Below are 16,728 nucleotides of genomic sequence, written 5' to 3'. Positions count from 1 at the left end.
GACTTTCAAGCCCCTTGTTGGTCAATCCACGCGAGCAAATCTGACAGCCGCCACGCCACTGAATTACAGCCTAGTTTGAGTCGTGTAGGAGCCGCTTTCTTTCGTTCCATTGTCCACCACTGCGTCCGGCTGACACCTGTAATCGCTCGGCGGTCCGGCTCCCGAACCAGCCGCTCACACTGTCCAGAACGAGCCAGCAGCTTGGTACGCATCTCCTCCGACGGCGAATTGAAGGTTTTGTCACTCATTCTCCGTTACCTCCGAATCAACACTGGGATAAGTGGGAAACTGGGAAAGCCCGTCAAGATCTGACATCGAATTTAGATAGTTTCTGATTCGCTCAGGCCATAGAGCGAAAAATCGTTCAAACTTACCATTTATTTTGACTCTCAGGGTTCCACGACTCCTTTCGTTGGTTTCCAACAGGTCTTTCTGGATCAAGAATTCGATTTCACGCATATACCGAGTGGGCAGCCCAAAAAACCTTATGAAATTGGCTTTCTTTACTAGTAGCTGCTTTTCACCGTTCACCGTTCGCTTGAATCCTTCGTAGTGCGATTCGGCGATGCCCGTCTCGATAGGGGCGAAGCTGAATTTCCGGGAATTCATATACTCGTTAAGTTTCAACAGGATCCGATGATCTTCCTTATTGAATATGTGCCCCCTGTTTTTTATCCAGGCGTCAGCTACTTGATACATTGCTCGCTCAGATTCTGCCTCGGCCCAGGGCAACAGGTAATTTCGACAGGCCAGGCACAGTGCAGCGGTGATAAGTGCGAACCGTCTGATCACTCGGACAACTTGCGAGGCCATATGAGGGGTCTTCCATTGCTCCGTCAACCGGGCAACCTCACTCTGGATATAGCCGGGCAACTCCTCCGTATTTTCTGTCAGCAGCTCGACCCACTGCCGAAATAACGTGCCATGCTGATGTTTGGAGCGACTTTTCAGTGCATCGACCAGTTCCTGGGAGCTGGCAAACCCATGCAATTCATCAAATGCGCCAAATCGTCCAAAAACAGGGATCTCAACTAGACGAGTCTCCTGCCCGGCCCTCACCGATTTTCCCATCTGCTGAAAAACCTCAGAAAGCCAGATCTCACCAGAGCTCAAGGCCAGTGTCCGCCAGTGCGCTTGTGATGCCAGCTCGCCGGAAATAGTCGCTCTAAGCTTACTTGCACCATTCATGATGTGATAAATCGCGACGTCCACATCTTCAGCCCGAGCCAAGCCGATCTCATCTAGAGCTAGTAACATATCATTATGCTCAGCCGCTACAGCGGCCAGTCCGTTGGCAGTGGATACCCAGCTTCGTAAAAATTCTGGTGCTCCACAAACACTCGCGGCCACCTGCAGCAACGTCGTTTTCCCGGTGGAGCTATTACCAACCAAGTGAAAGGCCCCATTTTCAAGCTCCGCATGCTTTAGCAAGGGCGCTGCGAGTGCCACCCCGACGCTGAGGATCGCCAGCGGGTTCCCGTCACACAGACTCCCTACTTGATCTTTCCACTCCTGCAGCGACCCGCTTTCCTGCAGTAGCGGCGAGGTAGATAGCTGCCCGACAAAGTGGTGCTGCTCATCCGCGTGACCTGCCGTCCAGCTGCTCGTTGCGAACACCGGGCCATGCCAACCGGTACGGTCGACGGTTGTGGCCGGCGGCGCCTTTGCCATCTCCTCAAGCAAATAGCGCTGCAGGCGTGCCCAGCTGGTAGTGCCTGGTTCGAGCGGATAACCGGTGTCCACCAATAACTCTCGTATCTGACGAGCGTTATCGCCGTTCAAGTGTCGCGCGTAAACCACCTCGCGGAGAAGGACGTTATCCATATTTTTCCACTGCAGGAGTGCACCATGGCCGTGCTTCTTGTTGGAAAGTCGGGTTCTGGCAATAATCTCAATCCATCCACCAATTCTTTGCCATTCATCAGAGATGAAGCAGTACAGGCCAGAGTCTCTCAATTGAAATTTCATTTGCCCCCCCTTATAGCTGATCGAGCCAGTCACGGACGTCCTGAATCCGAAACCTGACAGCTCGGCCACTAGGGTTGGGTTTGATAGGAGCGGGAAAGCGACCAGAGCGGACATAGCGACGCAGTGTGGCTTGGGAAAGCTGAGTAACGGTACAGACCTCTTCATAGGTGAGCAGACGCTCGTTGTTGTCGGTGGAAAACATGTATTTCATTATGCAACTCCTTATTCGTTGTCTAACGGACAGGAGTGATTATGAATAATCATAAAGAAACACCAGAACCGCGGAATTGCCCAAAAAGGGCGCAAAGGAGAGACTGGCCAATAAATCATTGATTATTAAGAGATAAAAATCACAAGAAACCAGAAAAAAACGTCATAATCGCAAAATCAGGGCTTACATGAGCGTATTTTGTACATTTAATGACCAAGTTAGCTGCATGACTTTCACATGTGAAAGTCATTTTCCGGTCTCAGAATCATATTTTGATTCACTGATGACTGTACGAGTTCGAACCACACATTCTTCTTTAAAAAAGGCCTTTGTGAGGCCGTTTCGAGCTAGGCTGAAAGCAACAGGTGCTCCCTTACCCAAACAGCCTCATGAAGGCCCTTTCAGAGGCCCATTCACGTCTTATCAGTAAACGCCGAGTCTGGAAAACATCAACAAGAGCCCAGCGGGTCTTTTTCGAGGCGCTTTAGGGTGCACCAGTCGCAGAAGCGCTGGTAGGGAGGTCACTGGACTGAACGCTCATCGGCTCCATCTGATTTGGAAAACTTACGCACTGGGATTCCGGCGACAGCTTATCCAGATTAATAGCGTATGTGCTGCTCATATCTCCAAGAGGCGGCCTATTAGCGCGCATGGAATGAGCTCAAAGTTATCCAAATCAGATAGGTATGTGTAGCGATTGGAAAGTCCTCCAGGAGAGTCCCCGACCGCTGTTGGAGAACTCTCGCTCATTGTGATCATCCAGCCACTACTTTCCGCCCCAGTTGCCGGGGCGCTGTTCTCACTGCTCAATCAGCATCGTTCCCCATCTGCTTTTCGAACGCCTGTCGAATGAGCCCCATTACATAGGCCAGCTCAGATTCCTCACTTAACCCTACTTCCACATCGCCATTTCCCCAACGTCCGAGATTGGTCACGTCACGAGCCATCCCTTTCGGATCGCTCAACTCGTGAAACGGCATATTCAGAGACAGTCGCAAACGGCTCTTTTGCGGGACCACATCGACAAAGTTCGTCTCGGCTTTGAACGCTATATAGAGCTTGAGGACTTCTTCAGTGACGCTAGGGTCGAGCGCCAGGACTTCCTTTCGGAGCTGCTCAAATAGAGCGCGCATTGGGGTCCCGTTTGCTAGTTGAGGGTGATCCTCAAGGTTGTAGGCTTCTGGTTTAACGGCCACGTTGCGGTAGGTATCGAGGATCTCGTCCGGCAATACCGGAGCCGCCCAAACCCGCACCGCTTCCTGGGCCAGCTTGGCGGCCCGATTCTTAATTGAGTCCTCATTCCATGCTTCTACAGCTCCCAGGCCCTCGTTGAGCCGTAGAGGGCTTTGTTTGAATCCGCCCTGCATATCGCGCTTCTCGATGAACGCTCGGTCGCTGTACTCTGAGTTGTAGCCCGTAAGAGTCAGGTTACCCAGCGTATGCAGCCAGGTTTCATGCACACGCTTCCATTCCGGACCTAGCTCATCCTTCCATCTAACAGACAGATTCTCATTCTGCGGCATGATGTGTTCAATCGTGTATTCGTCGACCGGAACCCGTTCCTTGCGCTCGAAATTCTCCAGGCGGCGTAACCAGTAACTCCGACTGCGGAAATTATAGAGATCGCGTACTGCCAGTTCCCTTTTGAACTCTTCGTCATTCGGAAAACGCCGGTATGACTTCAAACCGAGCAGGTGAGCCTTGATGCTCTCCAGGTAACGGTTCTTCTGCAATGATTTGTGAAAGGTCGCAAAGGTCTTGTTCAGCGAGTTTGTGGGGATGGCACAAACGGCACGACGGAACACATAAGCCTCGATCAGCCGAATAGCGCTATGAAAGTCATCTCGGGACAGATTGTCCTGTTGGTAATCATGGTAAAGTTCCAGCAGAAACGGATATGCCACGTCGACTTTTAGCTCCCGCAGGTCCTTAAATGCCATTCCGAGCTGTTTATCTGTTTCTTTCCCCAATGCCATCGCACAAAAATACCGAGCGAAAGCATGTATTTCAGCAACCAATGAATCGACACCAGCACTCGCAACTTCGGCGCGACGTGAATGCTGTTTGAAAGCCTCGTATACCTCGTCTAACCGTGGAATTTCCCCGGTTTTAACCGTGAGGTAGTGGCGCATGAAGCTATCAAAGTAAACGCCATAGCCTTCTTGCCCGAATTCCACCTCCATCGGACGCCAGTGATCGCGATAGAGCCGAGTCTGATGCTCCGGCTCCAGTCCCATCAGCACATAGTTCCGGATCAGGTCAGCCTGGCTCAAAGCTTTTCCTGTGGAATTCATGCTCTCAAAAATGAGTTGCGGGTTATCCTGGTCTCGGCTCAGCGCAATATCAACGATGATGAGCTTTGAAAGGCCCCGGCAGAGGGTTTCCAGTTCCCCGTTTAGCCGCTCAATTTGGCTGTTGAAGAACTCGAAGTTTTCCTGAATTCGAAGAGAACCGTCATCAGGTAACGGCTTCTGCGTGACCAACGCCAGCAGGCTCTCTTTGTCCGTCTGGGTCAATAGCAGTTTGTAAGCTCGCTCACCGTCTTCCAAAGGGTTAAGCAGGTAGTAATTGCGCAGCTTCTTAGCCGAAAACCCCTCCAGAGGCTCTGTGTTCCCAAGGTGCCGAGATAGCGCCTCAAGAATCAGCATGGTGGTAGTCAGTCGCTGTTGCCCATCAATGACCAGCAATGGTGATTGACTGGACACTTGATAAAGCCCCTTCTCGATGTAGACCACCGAGCCAATGAAATGTGCTGATATATCATCGTTGGTACCGGCTCGCATAATGTCGTCCCACAGTTGGCGACATTGCTGCTCAGACCAAGAATACGTTCTCTGGTAGATCGGAATGACAAATTGTGGCGACTTCTTCAGGAAGTCGAGCAACTTGGCTTCTGTAGCTTTCATAACGGACGTTATCCCTCTTTTGTTCTGTTAATGCGAGCCAACGTTGGTTTTGACTTGGTTATACACAGCCCGCATCAGATACTGAGAGGCAATATTGCGGAAGGACTCGTCGTTCATCAGGCGTATGAAGATGTCCTCGTTGCCGTCCATTCGCTCTACAAACAAGTTTTCAAGCTGCTTGTTAAATACCGGTTCGAAGTTCTCCAGGCTATTAGCCATGACGGCTTGGCGTAACTGTTCATTGGCAACGGCAGTTTCCTTCACCTGATCGAAAAACAGCTGATCCGCCGGGGTAAACTCAGTACCAAATCGGTCGTTTAGCTTGTCAACCAGTGTCGATAACTGCACTTCCTCGTCTGCCTGGCCAGTACCGACCTCTGTCGGGCCATACAGGGCTTCCGGTTCTCCTGTCTTCAGGTCGATAGCTCCCTCACTGATTTTCTGCAGTCGGTAGTACTTCAGCTCTACCTCATCATCGACCTGCACCGTGCGCGTATCGGCAGTATAAGGCAGCTTGGTGAGCAAGAAACGAGAATAGGTGTACAGCTTCTCGTGATCCGAGTCCTGATAAGGAATAATCTGGGCAACGAATCCATACAGATTACGAAAGCTGACCAACTGCCCCTTGAACAGAGCTTGGTCTTCCTCGCTCAATTTCTTGAAACGCTCGACAGCCAAGTCAATCAGACTGTTCAGCTTCTTGTGCTCGCCGCCCGTCGAGTTCAGTCGGTTACGGAACCAGATCTCGCTCCAAGCGCTCACCTCACCCTCCGTAAAAATCTGCCAGGTGGACAGGGTGTGGGCCAGGTTATTGAGCTGCTGAGGGTCGGTATCCTCTTCCTTGGTGGTCACCTCGTAGTAGGGTTTGAACGCCTTGTAGATTTCATCCGGCTCATTCACGAAGTCCAGGACAAAGGTATCTGTCTTGCCCCTGGCTGTTCGGTTAAGTCGTGACAGCGTTTGTACCGCCTGAATGCCTGATAGCTTCTTATCCACATACATGCTGTGAAGCAGTGGCTCGTCAAAGCCGGTTTGGTATTTTTCAGCAACCAACAATACCTGGTATTCCTCGGTGTTGAATTTATCCGGTAGCTCAGACTCCTTAATGCCCTCGTTCATACCGACTTCGGTAAATGTCTTGTCAGCATATTCCTTGAGCGCGATCTCTCCCGAGAAGGCTACAAGGGACTTCACATCCGTATAGCCTTTAGATTTGATGTACTTGTCGAAGCCCAGCTTGTAGCGCACCGCATGTTCACGAGAGCTGGTCACTACCATGGCCTTTGCACGGCCACCGATCTTGTGACGGGTATGAGTGCGGAAGTGTTCAACGATCACCTCAACCTTCTGCGCTATCTCATAATCGTGAAAGGAAACAAAACGAGCCAGCGCCCGCGCAGCTTTGCGACGAGGTACTTCAGGATCATCCTCCACCTTCTGGATCAGCTTGTAATAACGCTTGTAGCAGGAGTAGTGGGCCAAAACGTCATGAATAAAGCCCTCCTCAATGGCCTGCCGCATACTGTAGTGATGGAACGGAGCTTCTCCGTTTCGTCCCGGCTCGTTGAATACAGCCATGGTCTTAAACTTGGGGGTAGCGGTGAACGCGAAAAAGCTCAGGTTGGGCTGTTTGGCACGTTTGAGCTGCTCCCGGATGAGCTCCTTTTTCGCCTCTTCGCTAAGGCTCTCATCCTCCATGTCCAGCAACTGCTCAGCGATGGCTGACTCGATGCCATCCTTGTTGAGGATTTTCCGCAGCTCCATAGCGGTTTCACCACTCTGCGAGCTGTGTGCCTCATCCACAATCACCGCGAAGCGTTTGCCTTCCGTCGAAATTGAGATGCCTTTGCCTTTTTGCTCCAGCGTGCGGATGGCCTGACTGATGAAGGGGAATTTCTGGATCGTCGAGATGATGATAGGCACGCCGTCAGCCAGTGCCTTGGCCAGTTGCTGAGTATTCTCGTCGATCTTCTGTACAACGCCCAACTTGTGCTCGAACTGGAAGATGGTGTTCTGCAATTGCTGGTCGAGTACCCGGCGGTCAGTAATCACCACCACAGAATGGAATACTTTCTCGTTATTAGCATCGTGCAGACTGGACAAGCGATGGGCCAACCAGGCAATGGAGTTGGATTTACCGGAACCCGCAGAGTGCTGTACGAGATAGTTATGGCCGGAGCCCTTGGCTTTTGCGTGCTGGGTCAGAGACCTTACGGCATCCAGTTGGTGATACCGGGGGAAAATCAGCGTTTCCTTGCGGTGGCGCTTGATACCCTTTTCGGTCACGACCGTTTTCTCCTCTACCTGAAGGTGCAGAAAACGGGCGAGGATATCCATCAGGCTGTCCCTCTCCAGCACCTCTTCCCAGAGGTAAGCGGTACGAACATCACCTTCCATGGGCGGATTGCCAGCGCCGTGATTAAAACCCCGGTTGAAGGGTAGGAAAAAGGTATCCTTACCCTCCAGGTGGGTCGTCATAAACGCTTGCTCGGTATCTACTGCAAAATGCACCAGGCAGCGATTCTTGAAGGCGAACAGCGGGTCTTTAGGGTTTCGTTCGAAACGGTACTGGGACTTGGCATTTTCAACGGTCCACCCGGTCGCCGACATGGCATTTTTCAGCTCCAGTGTGGCAACTGGGAGACCATTCACAGCCAGTACCATGTCAGGAATTGCGCCCGTCTTAGTATGTACCTGACGAACCACGGTAAGCCTGTTCGCGGCGTATCGTTCAGCCGCGCCGGTATCAATACTGGTATTGGGAGCAAAATAAGCCAGCTTCACCGACTTGCCGACGCACTTGAAGCCCTCGCGCAGCACGGTCAGGGCGCCTTTTGTGGCCAGTTCCTTAGTTAGGGCATCAAGGAGCATGCTCTCGGCCTTGCTCGCATCCAGGTTGTTCAACCGATCCCAGATCTTGGGTTGTGTCTTTTGCACAAAGCTTACGACATCCGCCGGGAACAAGGCGGTTTCAGCATCGAAACTGGTAGGATCTCCCTTTTGATAGCCACCCTGGGTGATCAGCGCCTGCTCGATGGCGTTTTCAAAGTCGATTTCTTTGTGCATTTTATGAATTCCTGTTGCATCTTGGGTAAATCCCTGACTATAATTCTACTCAAATGGATTGGGGGTGCCCGGTCGGCGTTTAGGCCTCGGTGAGTTTCATCGGGGCTTTTCGCTTTTTGGAGGCGGATAAATCATCAAGCCCATGTCTTCATATCCTTCTCCAACACAATGCCTTCCTCCGTCGCAGTAAAACTTATATTTGAGTACATCGAATGCTCTGTTCATCTGTTCGGGTCTTAAAATGCTAATTCCTATAGGGCGGGCGACCAAATCAGCAAGCTGTAGCCCAGACGACATCACTTTCTTATCAGCAAACAAGACATCAAAAGGCAATGGGATACCTCTCGTGTTGTTGCGATCACAAATCCGCCGAAATTCGAGTTCCAGCTCGTCATCTTCCCTGGGGCCGCGCCGTTCGACCACGACATGGGTTAGCAATGTTTGCTGTTCCTTTTCCAGCAGGAACTCATAGAGTTTTTCAAGACAAAAGCCGAGGGCGATGTGGTAGGGGTTTCCTTCCGCGGAATCCTGCTTTTTAAGGCGCCGTTTATCAATGACGCAACTAATAAGAATGAAGTTGCTGTGCTCAATTATTTCAGTCAGTTCATGTAGGAACTGGTGCTTCTGTTCCCGGCTGCGAAAAATATTGAACTGCCCTTTTTCCTTACGAATTTCATTTTCATGCAATACCACCTGATCATGCCCAAAATGATTGAACTTGAACTTTTCCAGTGCCGAGACAACCTGCTCACTGTAATGTCGCTTTTGGAACACACAGAAAGCCAGAACAAACAGGGGGTACTGTGGATCAATGGTTTCCATACCATGGTCACCGCTTTCATCCACGTACACAATGTATTTACTGAAGATACTTTCAGCCTGGTCTTTTTCAGAAGGCTTTGCTTCATTATCTGAACCAGCAGAGGGATCCTGTTCGAACAAAGGTAGCTGTTGTTTATCAGTCATTATTCAGCCTTCGTATGTCGTTGAAGCCAGCTCTTCAGTGTTATTGGCGTTGTTATCTGGCATATTATTACTATCCTATTGCCTTAACTTACCCGGTGCTAAGCTAAAGATGTAGTGTTTCCTTTAACTTAAAGACGCGGCCGATACCAACCATTTTGCGCACATCGACAAAATGCTCTGCGACGTCGTTACAATGCTCATCCTCTCTGCGGATGCCTTCAAAGCTTTCATGGTGGGTATTGGTGGACAGTGTATCAGCCATGGGCAACCTCCTTTTGCTCAGCGGAAGTGGGTATGCAGAAGCCCCGCACGTCGATTTTGCCGGTGACGGCGTTAGTAATCAGGGCTGAGCGGTATTCATTTAGTTTTTGAATAACTTTTTCAACTTTCGCCATACGATTATTGAAGTCGTCACGAATATCGGCAACATAATCCTCTATTTGCTGTTGTTCGTCATGAGGCGGTAGAGGGATATGGGTGTTCAGCAAATAGTTTAATTCTATACTTTCTACTGTGCAGCCTGGCTTACTCCATAAAGGTAAGAGACCTTTTTGCAGCCCGTTAATAAACCAGTGCAAATAACCTGGATTAAGTTCTGTATTGGTTGTTAGAGCTTTCATGTCTTGATTAAGCGAGACCACGCACGTATTTCTTGCGACTGGAATCGTGTGTCGTAATATTCCTGAGCGAACTACAATCAATACTGCATTCGAATTAATCAACCTAGTGGCACTTTCTTCAACGCCTTTCTGGGTCAGGTAATCCTCTGTTGTATCGATGAAATCGTATTTCATATCTTTTGGTGAAACCCAAGGGATATCACCATTCCAATACTCAGGCTTGCCTGTATTTGGAGTGCCTCCACCTTGCACAGCAACCAAAAACTTTAGTCTTTTATAACTCCAGTGCGCAGGAATCTCTCCCAACCAATCAACCCCTGAGTCTTTCATAGATACCGAGGGATCAAGCCCTTTGGTAACTGCCTGACTGATTAAAGCCGTGCGTTGCTCAGCCAGCTTGTTCAATAGAGACTGCTTTTTGGCAATCAGTGCATCAATCTGAGCAGTTTTGTGGTCAAGGAAGTCTGATATTCTTATTTGTTCAGGCAATGGTGGTTCTGCAAATGGTAAACGAGCTAGGTCACTCGCATTGATCGCTGGATAACTCACTCCAACCGAGTTAGCGACAACGTCGCCGACGAATCCATTGGACTGCAACATGTAACCAGCAAATCGGGCATCTAAACTCGGACGAGGGCGAATTACTGCAAATCCCGTCGAGACAACCATATTGAGAGGAGGGTTCTTTATAGGAGCAATTGCTTTGAGATATGTGCGTACAGTCGAAACTATGACATCGCCATGTCTGACTTTGCGACGCGCACGGGATGGCGCTTTCTCAAAAGCTAATAATTCGGTTTTTTCGATACCATGTGTCAATGACACACTGGAGATATCGACATACTCAATTTCAAAGTCTGGATCGGTTTTTTCATCCAAACTCTCGTCATTGTATGTGGCGACATCTTTGAGACGCTTCTCTTCCCAATGTTCCGGTATAAATGCAAGCCACGGAGATTTTGTCGTTTTATAGCTTGGGTATCCTACTTGCTTCATTATCAAACCACCTCCGCCAACATAGCGACGATTTCCTTTTCCAACTGACTAATCTCACCAGCGATTTCTTCCAGTGGACGTGGTGGCTCATAGACATAGAAATGGCGATTCAGCGGAATCTCGTAACCCACTTTGGTTTTGCTATGGTCAATCCAGGCATCAGGTACATGCGGCAAAACCTCCGCAGCGAGGTAGGCCTCACAATGGTCCTTTACCAACGCAAGCAGCTTGTCATGACCGGTTTCGTTGTCGTATTTCAGCGGCAAGGGCAGGCTGATATCAGCAGGTAGCTGCACATTTTCGGTATCACGCAGTTCTGGATCAGCCTCTGGATTGCCTTTCTTATCACGGCAAATGTCGGCTTGCGGATCTCGTTCTGACAGCGCGGCCAATATCGCCTTCTTGGCTGGAGCTCCCACCTTGAGATCGGCTTTTTTCAAAGCCTTATTCAATACAGTTTCGAACTCGTCTCGGTTCCGATAAAGGATGTTGCCATCCAGTTCTTCCAGCAGGTCCTTGATGGCAGCTTGAGTCTGTTTGCCCGCCTCAATTTCCGCCTGATAGACCGCTGGGTTTTTACGCTTTTTACTGGTAGCCAGGTTGGCAAAAGCCATCTTCTCGTCGAGTCGAACAATGCGCTCAGGACTAGCTTGGAAATTCAGCCGTAAAGGGCGTTCCACTGTGATCTTCAGATAGCCAAACTCGTGGTTATTAAAGATCTTGCTGGCGGTACGGGTTTCGGTTCCGGTTGGTTTTGATGACCCTTTGGTATGTACCGGCGCTACAGAGGTCGCCTCATGCTGATATTCGGCGTAGAGGCGCACCAGCTCGCGGATATGCTCCTCGGCCAGCTCGTTTCGCTTGTTACCCAGACTTTTGTCCATCTTTTTGTAATGACGGGTGCCGTCGATTAGTTGCACTTTCCCACGGCGGTATTCTGGCTTTCGGTTACTGACAATCCAGATGTAGGTGTAAATGCCGGTGTTGTAGAACATCTGATCTGGCAGGGCCACGATGGCATCAAGCAGGTCGTTTTCGATAATCCAGCGGCGAATATTGCTTTCTCCGCTACCGGCATCGCCCGTAAACAAGGGGGAGCCGTTAAAGACCACGGCAATCTTGGAGCCGTCGCCACCTTCATTGATATCACCCACTATTTTCGGCGGGTTGTGCATCTTGGCGATCATGTGCTGCAGAAACAGCAGCGAGCCGTCATTGATGCGGGGTAGACCGGCACCAAAGCGGCCAGAAAACCCCTGATTCTTATATTCTTCACGCACAAAACCTTCTTCTGGCTTCCACTCCACCCCAAAAGGTGGGTTGGAAAGCATGTAGTGGAACTTATTCTCCTGGTGGCCATCGTAAGGTACGAAGCCATTGTTTTTGTTCTTGGCGTCTTTCATGCCCAGCGTGTCCCCATAGATGAGGTTGTCGATGGGTTCGTCTTTGATCAGGAGGTCTGAGCAACAAATGGCGTAGGATTCCGGGTTGTACTCCTGGCCAAAAAGCTCGATGTGGGCATCTGGGTTTAAGCCGTTGTGTGTACCATCGCCACAAATGTATTTTTCCGCTTCCGAGAGCATGCCACCGGTACCTGCAGTTGGGTCGTAAATGCTGCGGTAAATGCCTGGCGCGAAGACACCTTCTTCATCGGTAAACAGCAGCTGCACCATCAATCGGATGACTTCGCGGGGGGTAAAGTGGTCCCCGGCCTCTTCGTTAGCCTGTTCGTTAAACTTTCTGACCAGCTCTTCAAACAAATAGCCCATCTGTAGGTTGCTGAGGGCCTTAGGTGAGAGATCAATTTCGTTTCTACAGAATTCTGTGAGAATCAGAAAAAGGCGGTTGGCCTCGTCCAGTTTGGCGATTTCCGCCTCGAAATCGAACTTGTCAAAGATGTCCCGAGCGCGGGGTGAGAAACCTTGGATGTAGGCAATCATGTTGCCCGCAATGTTAGGCGGATCGGCCAGCAGCTTATCGAAGGTGAAGCCGCTGGTATTGAACAGTTCCTGTTTGCGGCCACTGGTGGCAATACGTGAAAGCGCCTTTTCCAGTGCCGGGCCGGTTATGCCACGCGCTTCCAGGCGTTCCTTCTCAGCCAGTACTTTTTTCTGGTTTTCCGCCAATACCAAGTCAAAACGACGCAAGACGATCATTGGTAGCATTACCCGCCGGTACTGGGGTGGCCGATACGGGCCTCGGAGCTTGTTAGCGATGTTCCAGATGAAGCCGACAAGATTTTGATGATGGTTTTGTTGCATGCTGTTCTCGCTATTTAATATCTGTTGTTAACGACTTGGCGCTGCCTTGCCATGCGTGTCGATATAGCCAGGAGCCAGGACAGCGTTAGCGCAGTGTTCAAGAATGTTGTGATTACGCAGCCACAGGTGATATTCCTGCTCTGGCAACCGATGATCGGGGCTACAGTCCACGTTCCAATGGCGTAGCAGGTAACCAGCACGAGCGGCACGGACGCTGAGCTGCCAGACCGGCTGGTTGTTCTGCCGGGACATGTTAAAATCCAGCGCAATAGCCTCCGGATGGCTGTGGCACGGGTGCGGGATGAGCTCTAAGGTCAGTTGCTCATTCCATTCGGCATCCGACATTTGATGCTCATGCTCTGCGATATCCGCTTTGGCGATACTCACACTGGTGATGCGATTGCAGACAAAATCTCGGAACGCATCGCGTTTTCGGCAGTAGCCGCGCATGTGCCAACGCTGGCCGTTGTTGACGATGCTGTGCGGCACAACCACACGCTCGCTAGCGCCTGAACTGAGGGACTGGTAGATCATCCGCACAGCCTGTTGTTGGCTGATGGCCCGGCTCACTGTCGCCAGCACATCCTGTGGTGGCGCGATCAAATCTGGTGCATCCTCACAGAAACCAGACTGGCCAGGAGTCATCGATAACCCGTCGCCAAAGCCGTGAGCCAGGGTTTTCAAGGCGGCATGGGGCTCATGGTAGAACAGAGGCTGATAGTTGTCGGTACGGTAGTAGCGCTTGTTTTCGTGACGGAGGATCAAGTTCTCGTGGGCTAGCTCACGGTAGAGTGTGAAGTCCCGGGTGCTGGAGGCGACTGCGGTGCCGAAGTGCGCCATCAGCTCACTACGGCCCACTGAGCCATGGTATTGCAGGCAGAAATCAATGAACGCCAAGCGCTCGCGCTGGGCGTGTGAGTGATTTTTAAGCTTTAAGGCGGCGTTTCCAGGCACGTTCGCACCTTTTTTGACTAAACTTTCTATTCGAGAATGTTAGCCACCTTATTACACAAACCTATATCATGCAATCATTTTGATTCGTCCTTTAGAGCTTTCACATGTGAAAGTGTTGACTCCTTTCCAGATGGAAAAAATGGGTGCGTAAAGCCCGCCGGAAGGGGACGGGCCTGAACGGCTTTTGTTTAGGATTCCGGAGGCTGAAGGCTATCTAAATGCGCCTCCAAGCGATCCAACTGCTTTAGGTTTGCTCTGACGAGACGTCGCATGTGAGTGAGGTTTGCATTTATGATACGCACCATCTCAAATCCGGCTTCGGTCTCCTCAATGATCGGCCTTTCCCAATCGTGTGCTCGGTTAAAGGCGGGCTTTGAATAGCGGTGCTTCAGGGCTCGGCGGATATGTTCACTGAAAACTGCATGTCCCTTACCGTTTTTCACCCGTACAAAGGTGTTGTAGTACCAATGCATTTCTAAACTACCACGCAGCATTCTTACCCGGCAGCCGTGATGGCCAGGGTAGCCTCTCGTTTCCTTGGTTCGATGAGCCTCATTGTGTGCCCAAAAATGGTCCGACAGTCGCTGAGCGAGATAGCGTAGACGCGCTCGCTCCATATCCAAGCTTTTGAATAGCGATTGTAAGTACTGTCGACAGTGATCAAGCGCCATTCGCCGCCCCTGGTAATGATCAAATTCCTTGGCACGCGCCATCTCATGCCACTGCTCAGTAATTTCCTGGATAGTTTTGGGTTTGTTCATTAGCTCTCTCCTGTGTTGGTTGATGTTCAAGAGAAATGCTACTGGTAGTGCAGACAAACCCACGGCTCCCTAATTTACCAATTTGGGCAAAAGTAGCCGTTTACCCCAAATTATCTGGAATTTTTATCGACCGGGCGGCGAGTTTTAAGCTTCCGGTTGAGAAATGCTTCCAGCTTGTCAGCATTCAGATATGTGATGCCGCAGATCGCCAGGATAACGGCAACAAAGCCGAGGAAAGCAATGAGTGTGACGGACATATCGATCATGTGAGTTCTCCTGTTTTCGTTCTTTGAGTGCAAATTTCAGCCTATGCTGCATCTGACTCCCTTTGTTCCTTTGCGACAGAGGCAATCAGATGGCGCGAACAACCCAGGATGTCCTGGATTTCACTATAGCTATGACCGGAGCGCAGTAAACTGGCGATGTGTTGTCGCTTCTTCAGATCAGGTTGACGCCCCTGATACTTACCCTCGCTGCGAGCCTTGTTGATCCCTTGGTTCTGGCGTCGACGCCTATCCTCGTAATCTTTGCGAGCTACCGCTGCCAGCATGTCGAGCATCATGCTGTTGACAGCCTGCAATATGGAATCGGTAAAGCCGGAGTCATCCTTCTTGTCCAGTGCAAGCCAACTCGTGGGCAGTTCTGGCGAGACAATCGCCAATCGCTTGGCTGCCAGCTTCTGTTTGAGCGTGTCCCAGTCCTGCTTTTTCAGACGGGCAAGCCGGTCTATCTGTTCTACCAGCACAATGTCACCCTCACCAGATTCGGCGATCAGTCGCATCAGTTCGGGGCGATGCAGCGTGGCACCGGAGACGTTCTCGGTATAAAAGGCAGCAATGCGCTGATCGTGTTGCTCGGCAAACTGGATTAGCGATGCTTTGGCCCTCGCGGCATTTTGTTCCTGGGTCGATGCTCTCAAATAGGCGCGTATAAACATTAAGGCCTCCTCAGTCTGTTATAAGTGGTTCCGCCTGGCCGGTCTGTTTTAAATGGTTCCTTATCATGTTGAACGGCCTGCATTGTTGGTTCTCCTGATGTGTACCCATCAGGAACCACCTCAAGAGTCGAAAAACTCCCCGAACGGATCGTCTTCCCGGAAGATCGGATTGACTCTGAAGTCATCGAACAGATCGCCTGCGCCTTCTTGACTCCCGGTGCTGGAGGTTGTCGTGCTACTTGGACCATTTTCTTCCCTACCACCGCCTCGACTAAACGACGCCATCTTTTTCTCAAATTCAGGAATCGTCATTTCCCCATCGGGTCCCTTGGCGAAAACCGTCTTGTAAGCATCGACTACGGCCAATGCGAAGCGAATGAACAGTGCGACCACCCAGAGCACGAACAATAGATACCATGCGTAAAGCGCTGCATCGGTACCCCTTAAGGCGAGCTCCACAACGCCGATCCCGGCGAGCCCCACTGCTACTATTTTTGTCACCCTCACCATGGTTTCAGTCCCCGATAACTCTTTACTTCGAAGATACCAGAACCTGAGAAAATACAAGTTTTACCCGGCGTCAGGCCGCAGCGGCTTACCCGGCCAGCCATGGAAGTTTCACCTTGCTATAAGCATCATTTGTCATCGCCCTCAAATCCTCCGTGTCCAGGCTTGAAATCATCCACGCAGTGCCTTGATATCGAACTCGCGGATAGTTGGATTGCTGGAATACGCCATGAGGGAGGTCGTCCTCATCGCCCAGCCACTGTCTGAGCCGCAGATCCTGATCGTAAACGCCACCGGCACGGGCCAGGTTCAGTGCACGGGATGATTCGTCGTCATACTTCCGAGGCGTAGCTGCGCAACCCGCCAGCGCGGCTGTGGTTGCAGCAAAAAAAATGGTCTTCAATTTAGTCATTTTGAACTCCTGCGTTTTCTAAAATACTGGCACGAATTTTCAAACACGCAAGAGTAAAATCAAAAAATAGTTATTTAAATCAATACTTTGTACTGTTGGAACAAACTCCAATATATCAGCATATGTGAGCTGGGAGCACCGCTCTTGCTAGACTTGCGGGTAG

The 16,728-nt window shown here is 50.6% G+C and carries 15 protein-coding genes; all 15 read right to left on the bottom strand.

Going from position 1 to position 16,728, the window contains the following annotated elements:
• Window positions 1–5: 5 nt before the first annotated feature.
• A complete protein-coding gene (locus EHW56_RS09580) occupies window positions 6–248 on the bottom strand; it encodes an AlpA family transcriptional regulator (protein ID WP_152800422.1) in 243 nt (80 codons plus the stop codon).
• Window positions 241–1,968, bottom strand: coding sequence for a DUF927 domain-containing protein (locus tag EHW56_RS09575; protein ID WP_152800421.1), 1,728 nt, complete (start codon window positions 1,966–1,968; stop codon window positions 241–243). Before EHW56_RS09575 ends, EHW56_RS09580 begins: the two co-directional genes overlap by 8 nt.
• A gap of 10 nt (window positions 1,969–1,978) precedes the next feature.
• Window positions 1,979–2,170, bottom strand: coding sequence for an AlpA family transcriptional regulator (locus tag EHW56_RS09570; RefSeq protein ID WP_370517634.1), 192 nt, complete (start codon window positions 2,168–2,170; stop codon window positions 1,979–1,981).
• Between the two features lie 815 nt (window positions 2,171–2,985).
• Window positions 2,986–5,085: a DUF262 domain-containing protein gene (locus EHW56_RS09565; RefSeq protein WP_152800419.1), complete on the bottom strand. Its 2,100-nt coding sequence runs from the start codon at window positions 5,083–5,085 to the stop codon at window positions 2,986–2,988.
• A gap of 27 nt (window positions 5,086–5,112) precedes the next feature.
• Complete coding sequence (locus EHW56_RS09560) at window positions 5,113–8,151, bottom strand: type I restriction endonuclease subunit R (RefSeq protein WP_152800418.1); 3,039 nt, start codon at window positions 8,149–8,151, stop codon at window positions 5,113–5,115.
• Window positions 8,152–8,247: 96 nt separating this feature from the next.
• Complete coding sequence (locus EHW56_RS09555; protein ID WP_152800417.1) at window positions 8,248–9,117, bottom strand: DUF3800 domain-containing protein; 870 nt, start codon at window positions 9,115–9,117, stop codon at window positions 8,248–8,250.
• Window positions 9,118–9,220: 103 nt separating this feature from the next.
• On the bottom strand, window positions 9,221–9,379 hold the full coding sequence (locus EHW56_RS09550; protein ID WP_194163157.1) for a hypothetical protein: 159 nt from the start codon (window positions 9,377–9,379) through the stop codon (window positions 9,221–9,223).
• Entirely contained in the window at window positions 9,372–10,733 is a 1,362-nt protein-coding gene (locus EHW56_RS09545; RefSeq protein WP_152800416.1) for a restriction endonuclease subunit S, read from the bottom strand. The genes EHW56_RS09550 and EHW56_RS09545 overlap by 8 nt, the downstream gene beginning before the upstream one ends.
• Window positions 10,734–10,735: 2 nt before the next feature.
• Complete coding sequence (locus EHW56_RS09540) at window positions 10,736–12,994, bottom strand: class I SAM-dependent DNA methyltransferase (protein ID WP_152800415.1); 2,259 nt, start codon at window positions 12,992–12,994, stop codon at window positions 10,736–10,738.
• Window positions 12,995–13,021: 27 nt separating this feature from the next.
• Complete coding sequence (locus tag EHW56_RS15550; protein WP_216644453.1) at window positions 13,022–13,948, bottom strand: WYL domain-containing protein; 927 nt, start codon at window positions 13,946–13,948, stop codon at window positions 13,022–13,024.
• Window positions 13,949–14,136: 188 nt separating this feature from the next.
• Window positions 14,137–14,709, bottom strand: coding sequence for a conjugative transfer protein MobI(A/C) (gene mobI, locus EHW56_RS09530; RefSeq protein WP_152800414.1), 573 nt, complete (start codon window positions 14,707–14,709; stop codon window positions 14,137–14,139).
• A gap of 110 nt (window positions 14,710–14,819) precedes the next feature.
• A complete protein-coding gene (locus EHW56_RS15320; RefSeq protein ID WP_172970615.1) occupies window positions 14,820–14,975 on the bottom strand; it encodes a hypothetical protein in 156 nt (51 codons plus the stop codon).
• A gap of 41 nt (window positions 14,976–15,016) precedes the next feature.
• Window positions 15,017–15,646: a recombinase family protein gene (locus EHW56_RS09525; RefSeq protein ID WP_152800413.1), complete on the bottom strand. Its 630-nt coding sequence runs from the start codon at window positions 15,644–15,646 to the stop codon at window positions 15,017–15,019.
• Window positions 15,647–15,766: 120 nt separating this feature from the next.
• On the bottom strand, window positions 15,767–16,147 hold the full coding sequence (locus EHW56_RS09520; protein ID WP_216644452.1) for a hypothetical protein: 381 nt from the start codon (window positions 16,145–16,147) through the stop codon (window positions 15,767–15,769).
• Between the two features lie 94 nt (window positions 16,148–16,241).
• The gene (locus tag EHW56_RS15405) at window positions 16,242–16,565 is read right to left on the bottom strand and encodes a hypothetical protein (protein WP_152800411.1); all 324 of its coding nucleotides are present in this window, start codon (window positions 16,563–16,565) and stop codon (window positions 16,242–16,244) included.
• Window positions 16,566–16,728 lie beyond the last annotated feature (163 nt).

Origin of the sequence: Salinivibrio sp. VGrn1, assembly GCF_009377995.1 — a bacterium.
Lineage (GTDB): Bacteria > Pseudomonadota > Gammaproteobacteria > Enterobacterales > Vibrionaceae > Salinivibrio > Salinivibrio siamensis.
The sequence above is the reverse complement of the archived record's forward strand: the minus strand, read 5'-3'. Positions and strand labels throughout refer to the sequence as shown.

Coding starts and splice junctions, on each gene's coding strand:
- EHW56_RS09580 (WP_152800422.1), bottom strand. CDS start 248: ATGAGTGACAAAACCTTCAATTCGCCGTCGGAGGAGATGCGTACCAAG.
- EHW56_RS09575 (WP_152800421.1), bottom strand. CDS start 1,968: ATGAAATTTCAATTGAGAGACTCTGGCCTGTACTGCTTCATCTCTGAT.
- EHW56_RS09570 (WP_370517634.1), bottom strand. CDS start 2,170: ATGTTTTCCACCGACAACAACGAGCGTCTGCTCACCTATGAAGAGGTC.
- EHW56_RS09565 (WP_152800419.1), bottom strand. CDS start 5,085: ATGAAAGCTACAGAAGCCAAGTTGCTCGACTTCCTGAAGAAGTCGCCA.
- EHW56_RS09560 (WP_152800418.1), bottom strand. CDS start 8,151: ATGCACAAAGAAATCGACTTTGAAAACGCCATCGAGCAGGCGCTGATC.
- EHW56_RS09555 (WP_152800417.1), bottom strand. CDS start 9,117: ATGACTGATAAACAACAGCTACCTTTGTTCGAACAGGATCCCTCTGCT.
- EHW56_RS09550 (WP_194163157.1), bottom strand. CDS start 9,379: ATGGCTGATACACTGTCCACCAATACCCACCATGAAAGCTTTGAAGGC.
- EHW56_RS09545 (WP_152800416.1), bottom strand. CDS start 10,733: ATGAAGCAAGTAGGATACCCAAGCTATAAAACGACAAAATCTCCGTGG.
- EHW56_RS09540 (WP_152800415.1), bottom strand. CDS start 12,994: ATGCAACAAAACCATCATCAAAATCTTGTCGGCTTCATCTGGAACATC.
- mobI (WP_152800414.1), bottom strand. CDS start 14,709: ATGAACAAACCCAAAACTATCCAGGAAATTACTGAGCAGTGGCATGAG.
- EHW56_RS15320 (WP_172970615.1), bottom strand. CDS start 14,975: ATGATCGATATGTCCGTCACACTCATTGCTTTCCTCGGCTTTGTTGCC.
- EHW56_RS09525 (WP_152800413.1), bottom strand. CDS start 15,646: ATGTTTATACGCGCCTATTTGAGAGCATCGACCCAGGAACAAAATGCC.
- EHW56_RS15405 (WP_152800411.1), bottom strand. CDS start 16,565: ATGACTAAATTGAAGACCATTTTTTTTGCTGCAACCACAGCCGCGCTG.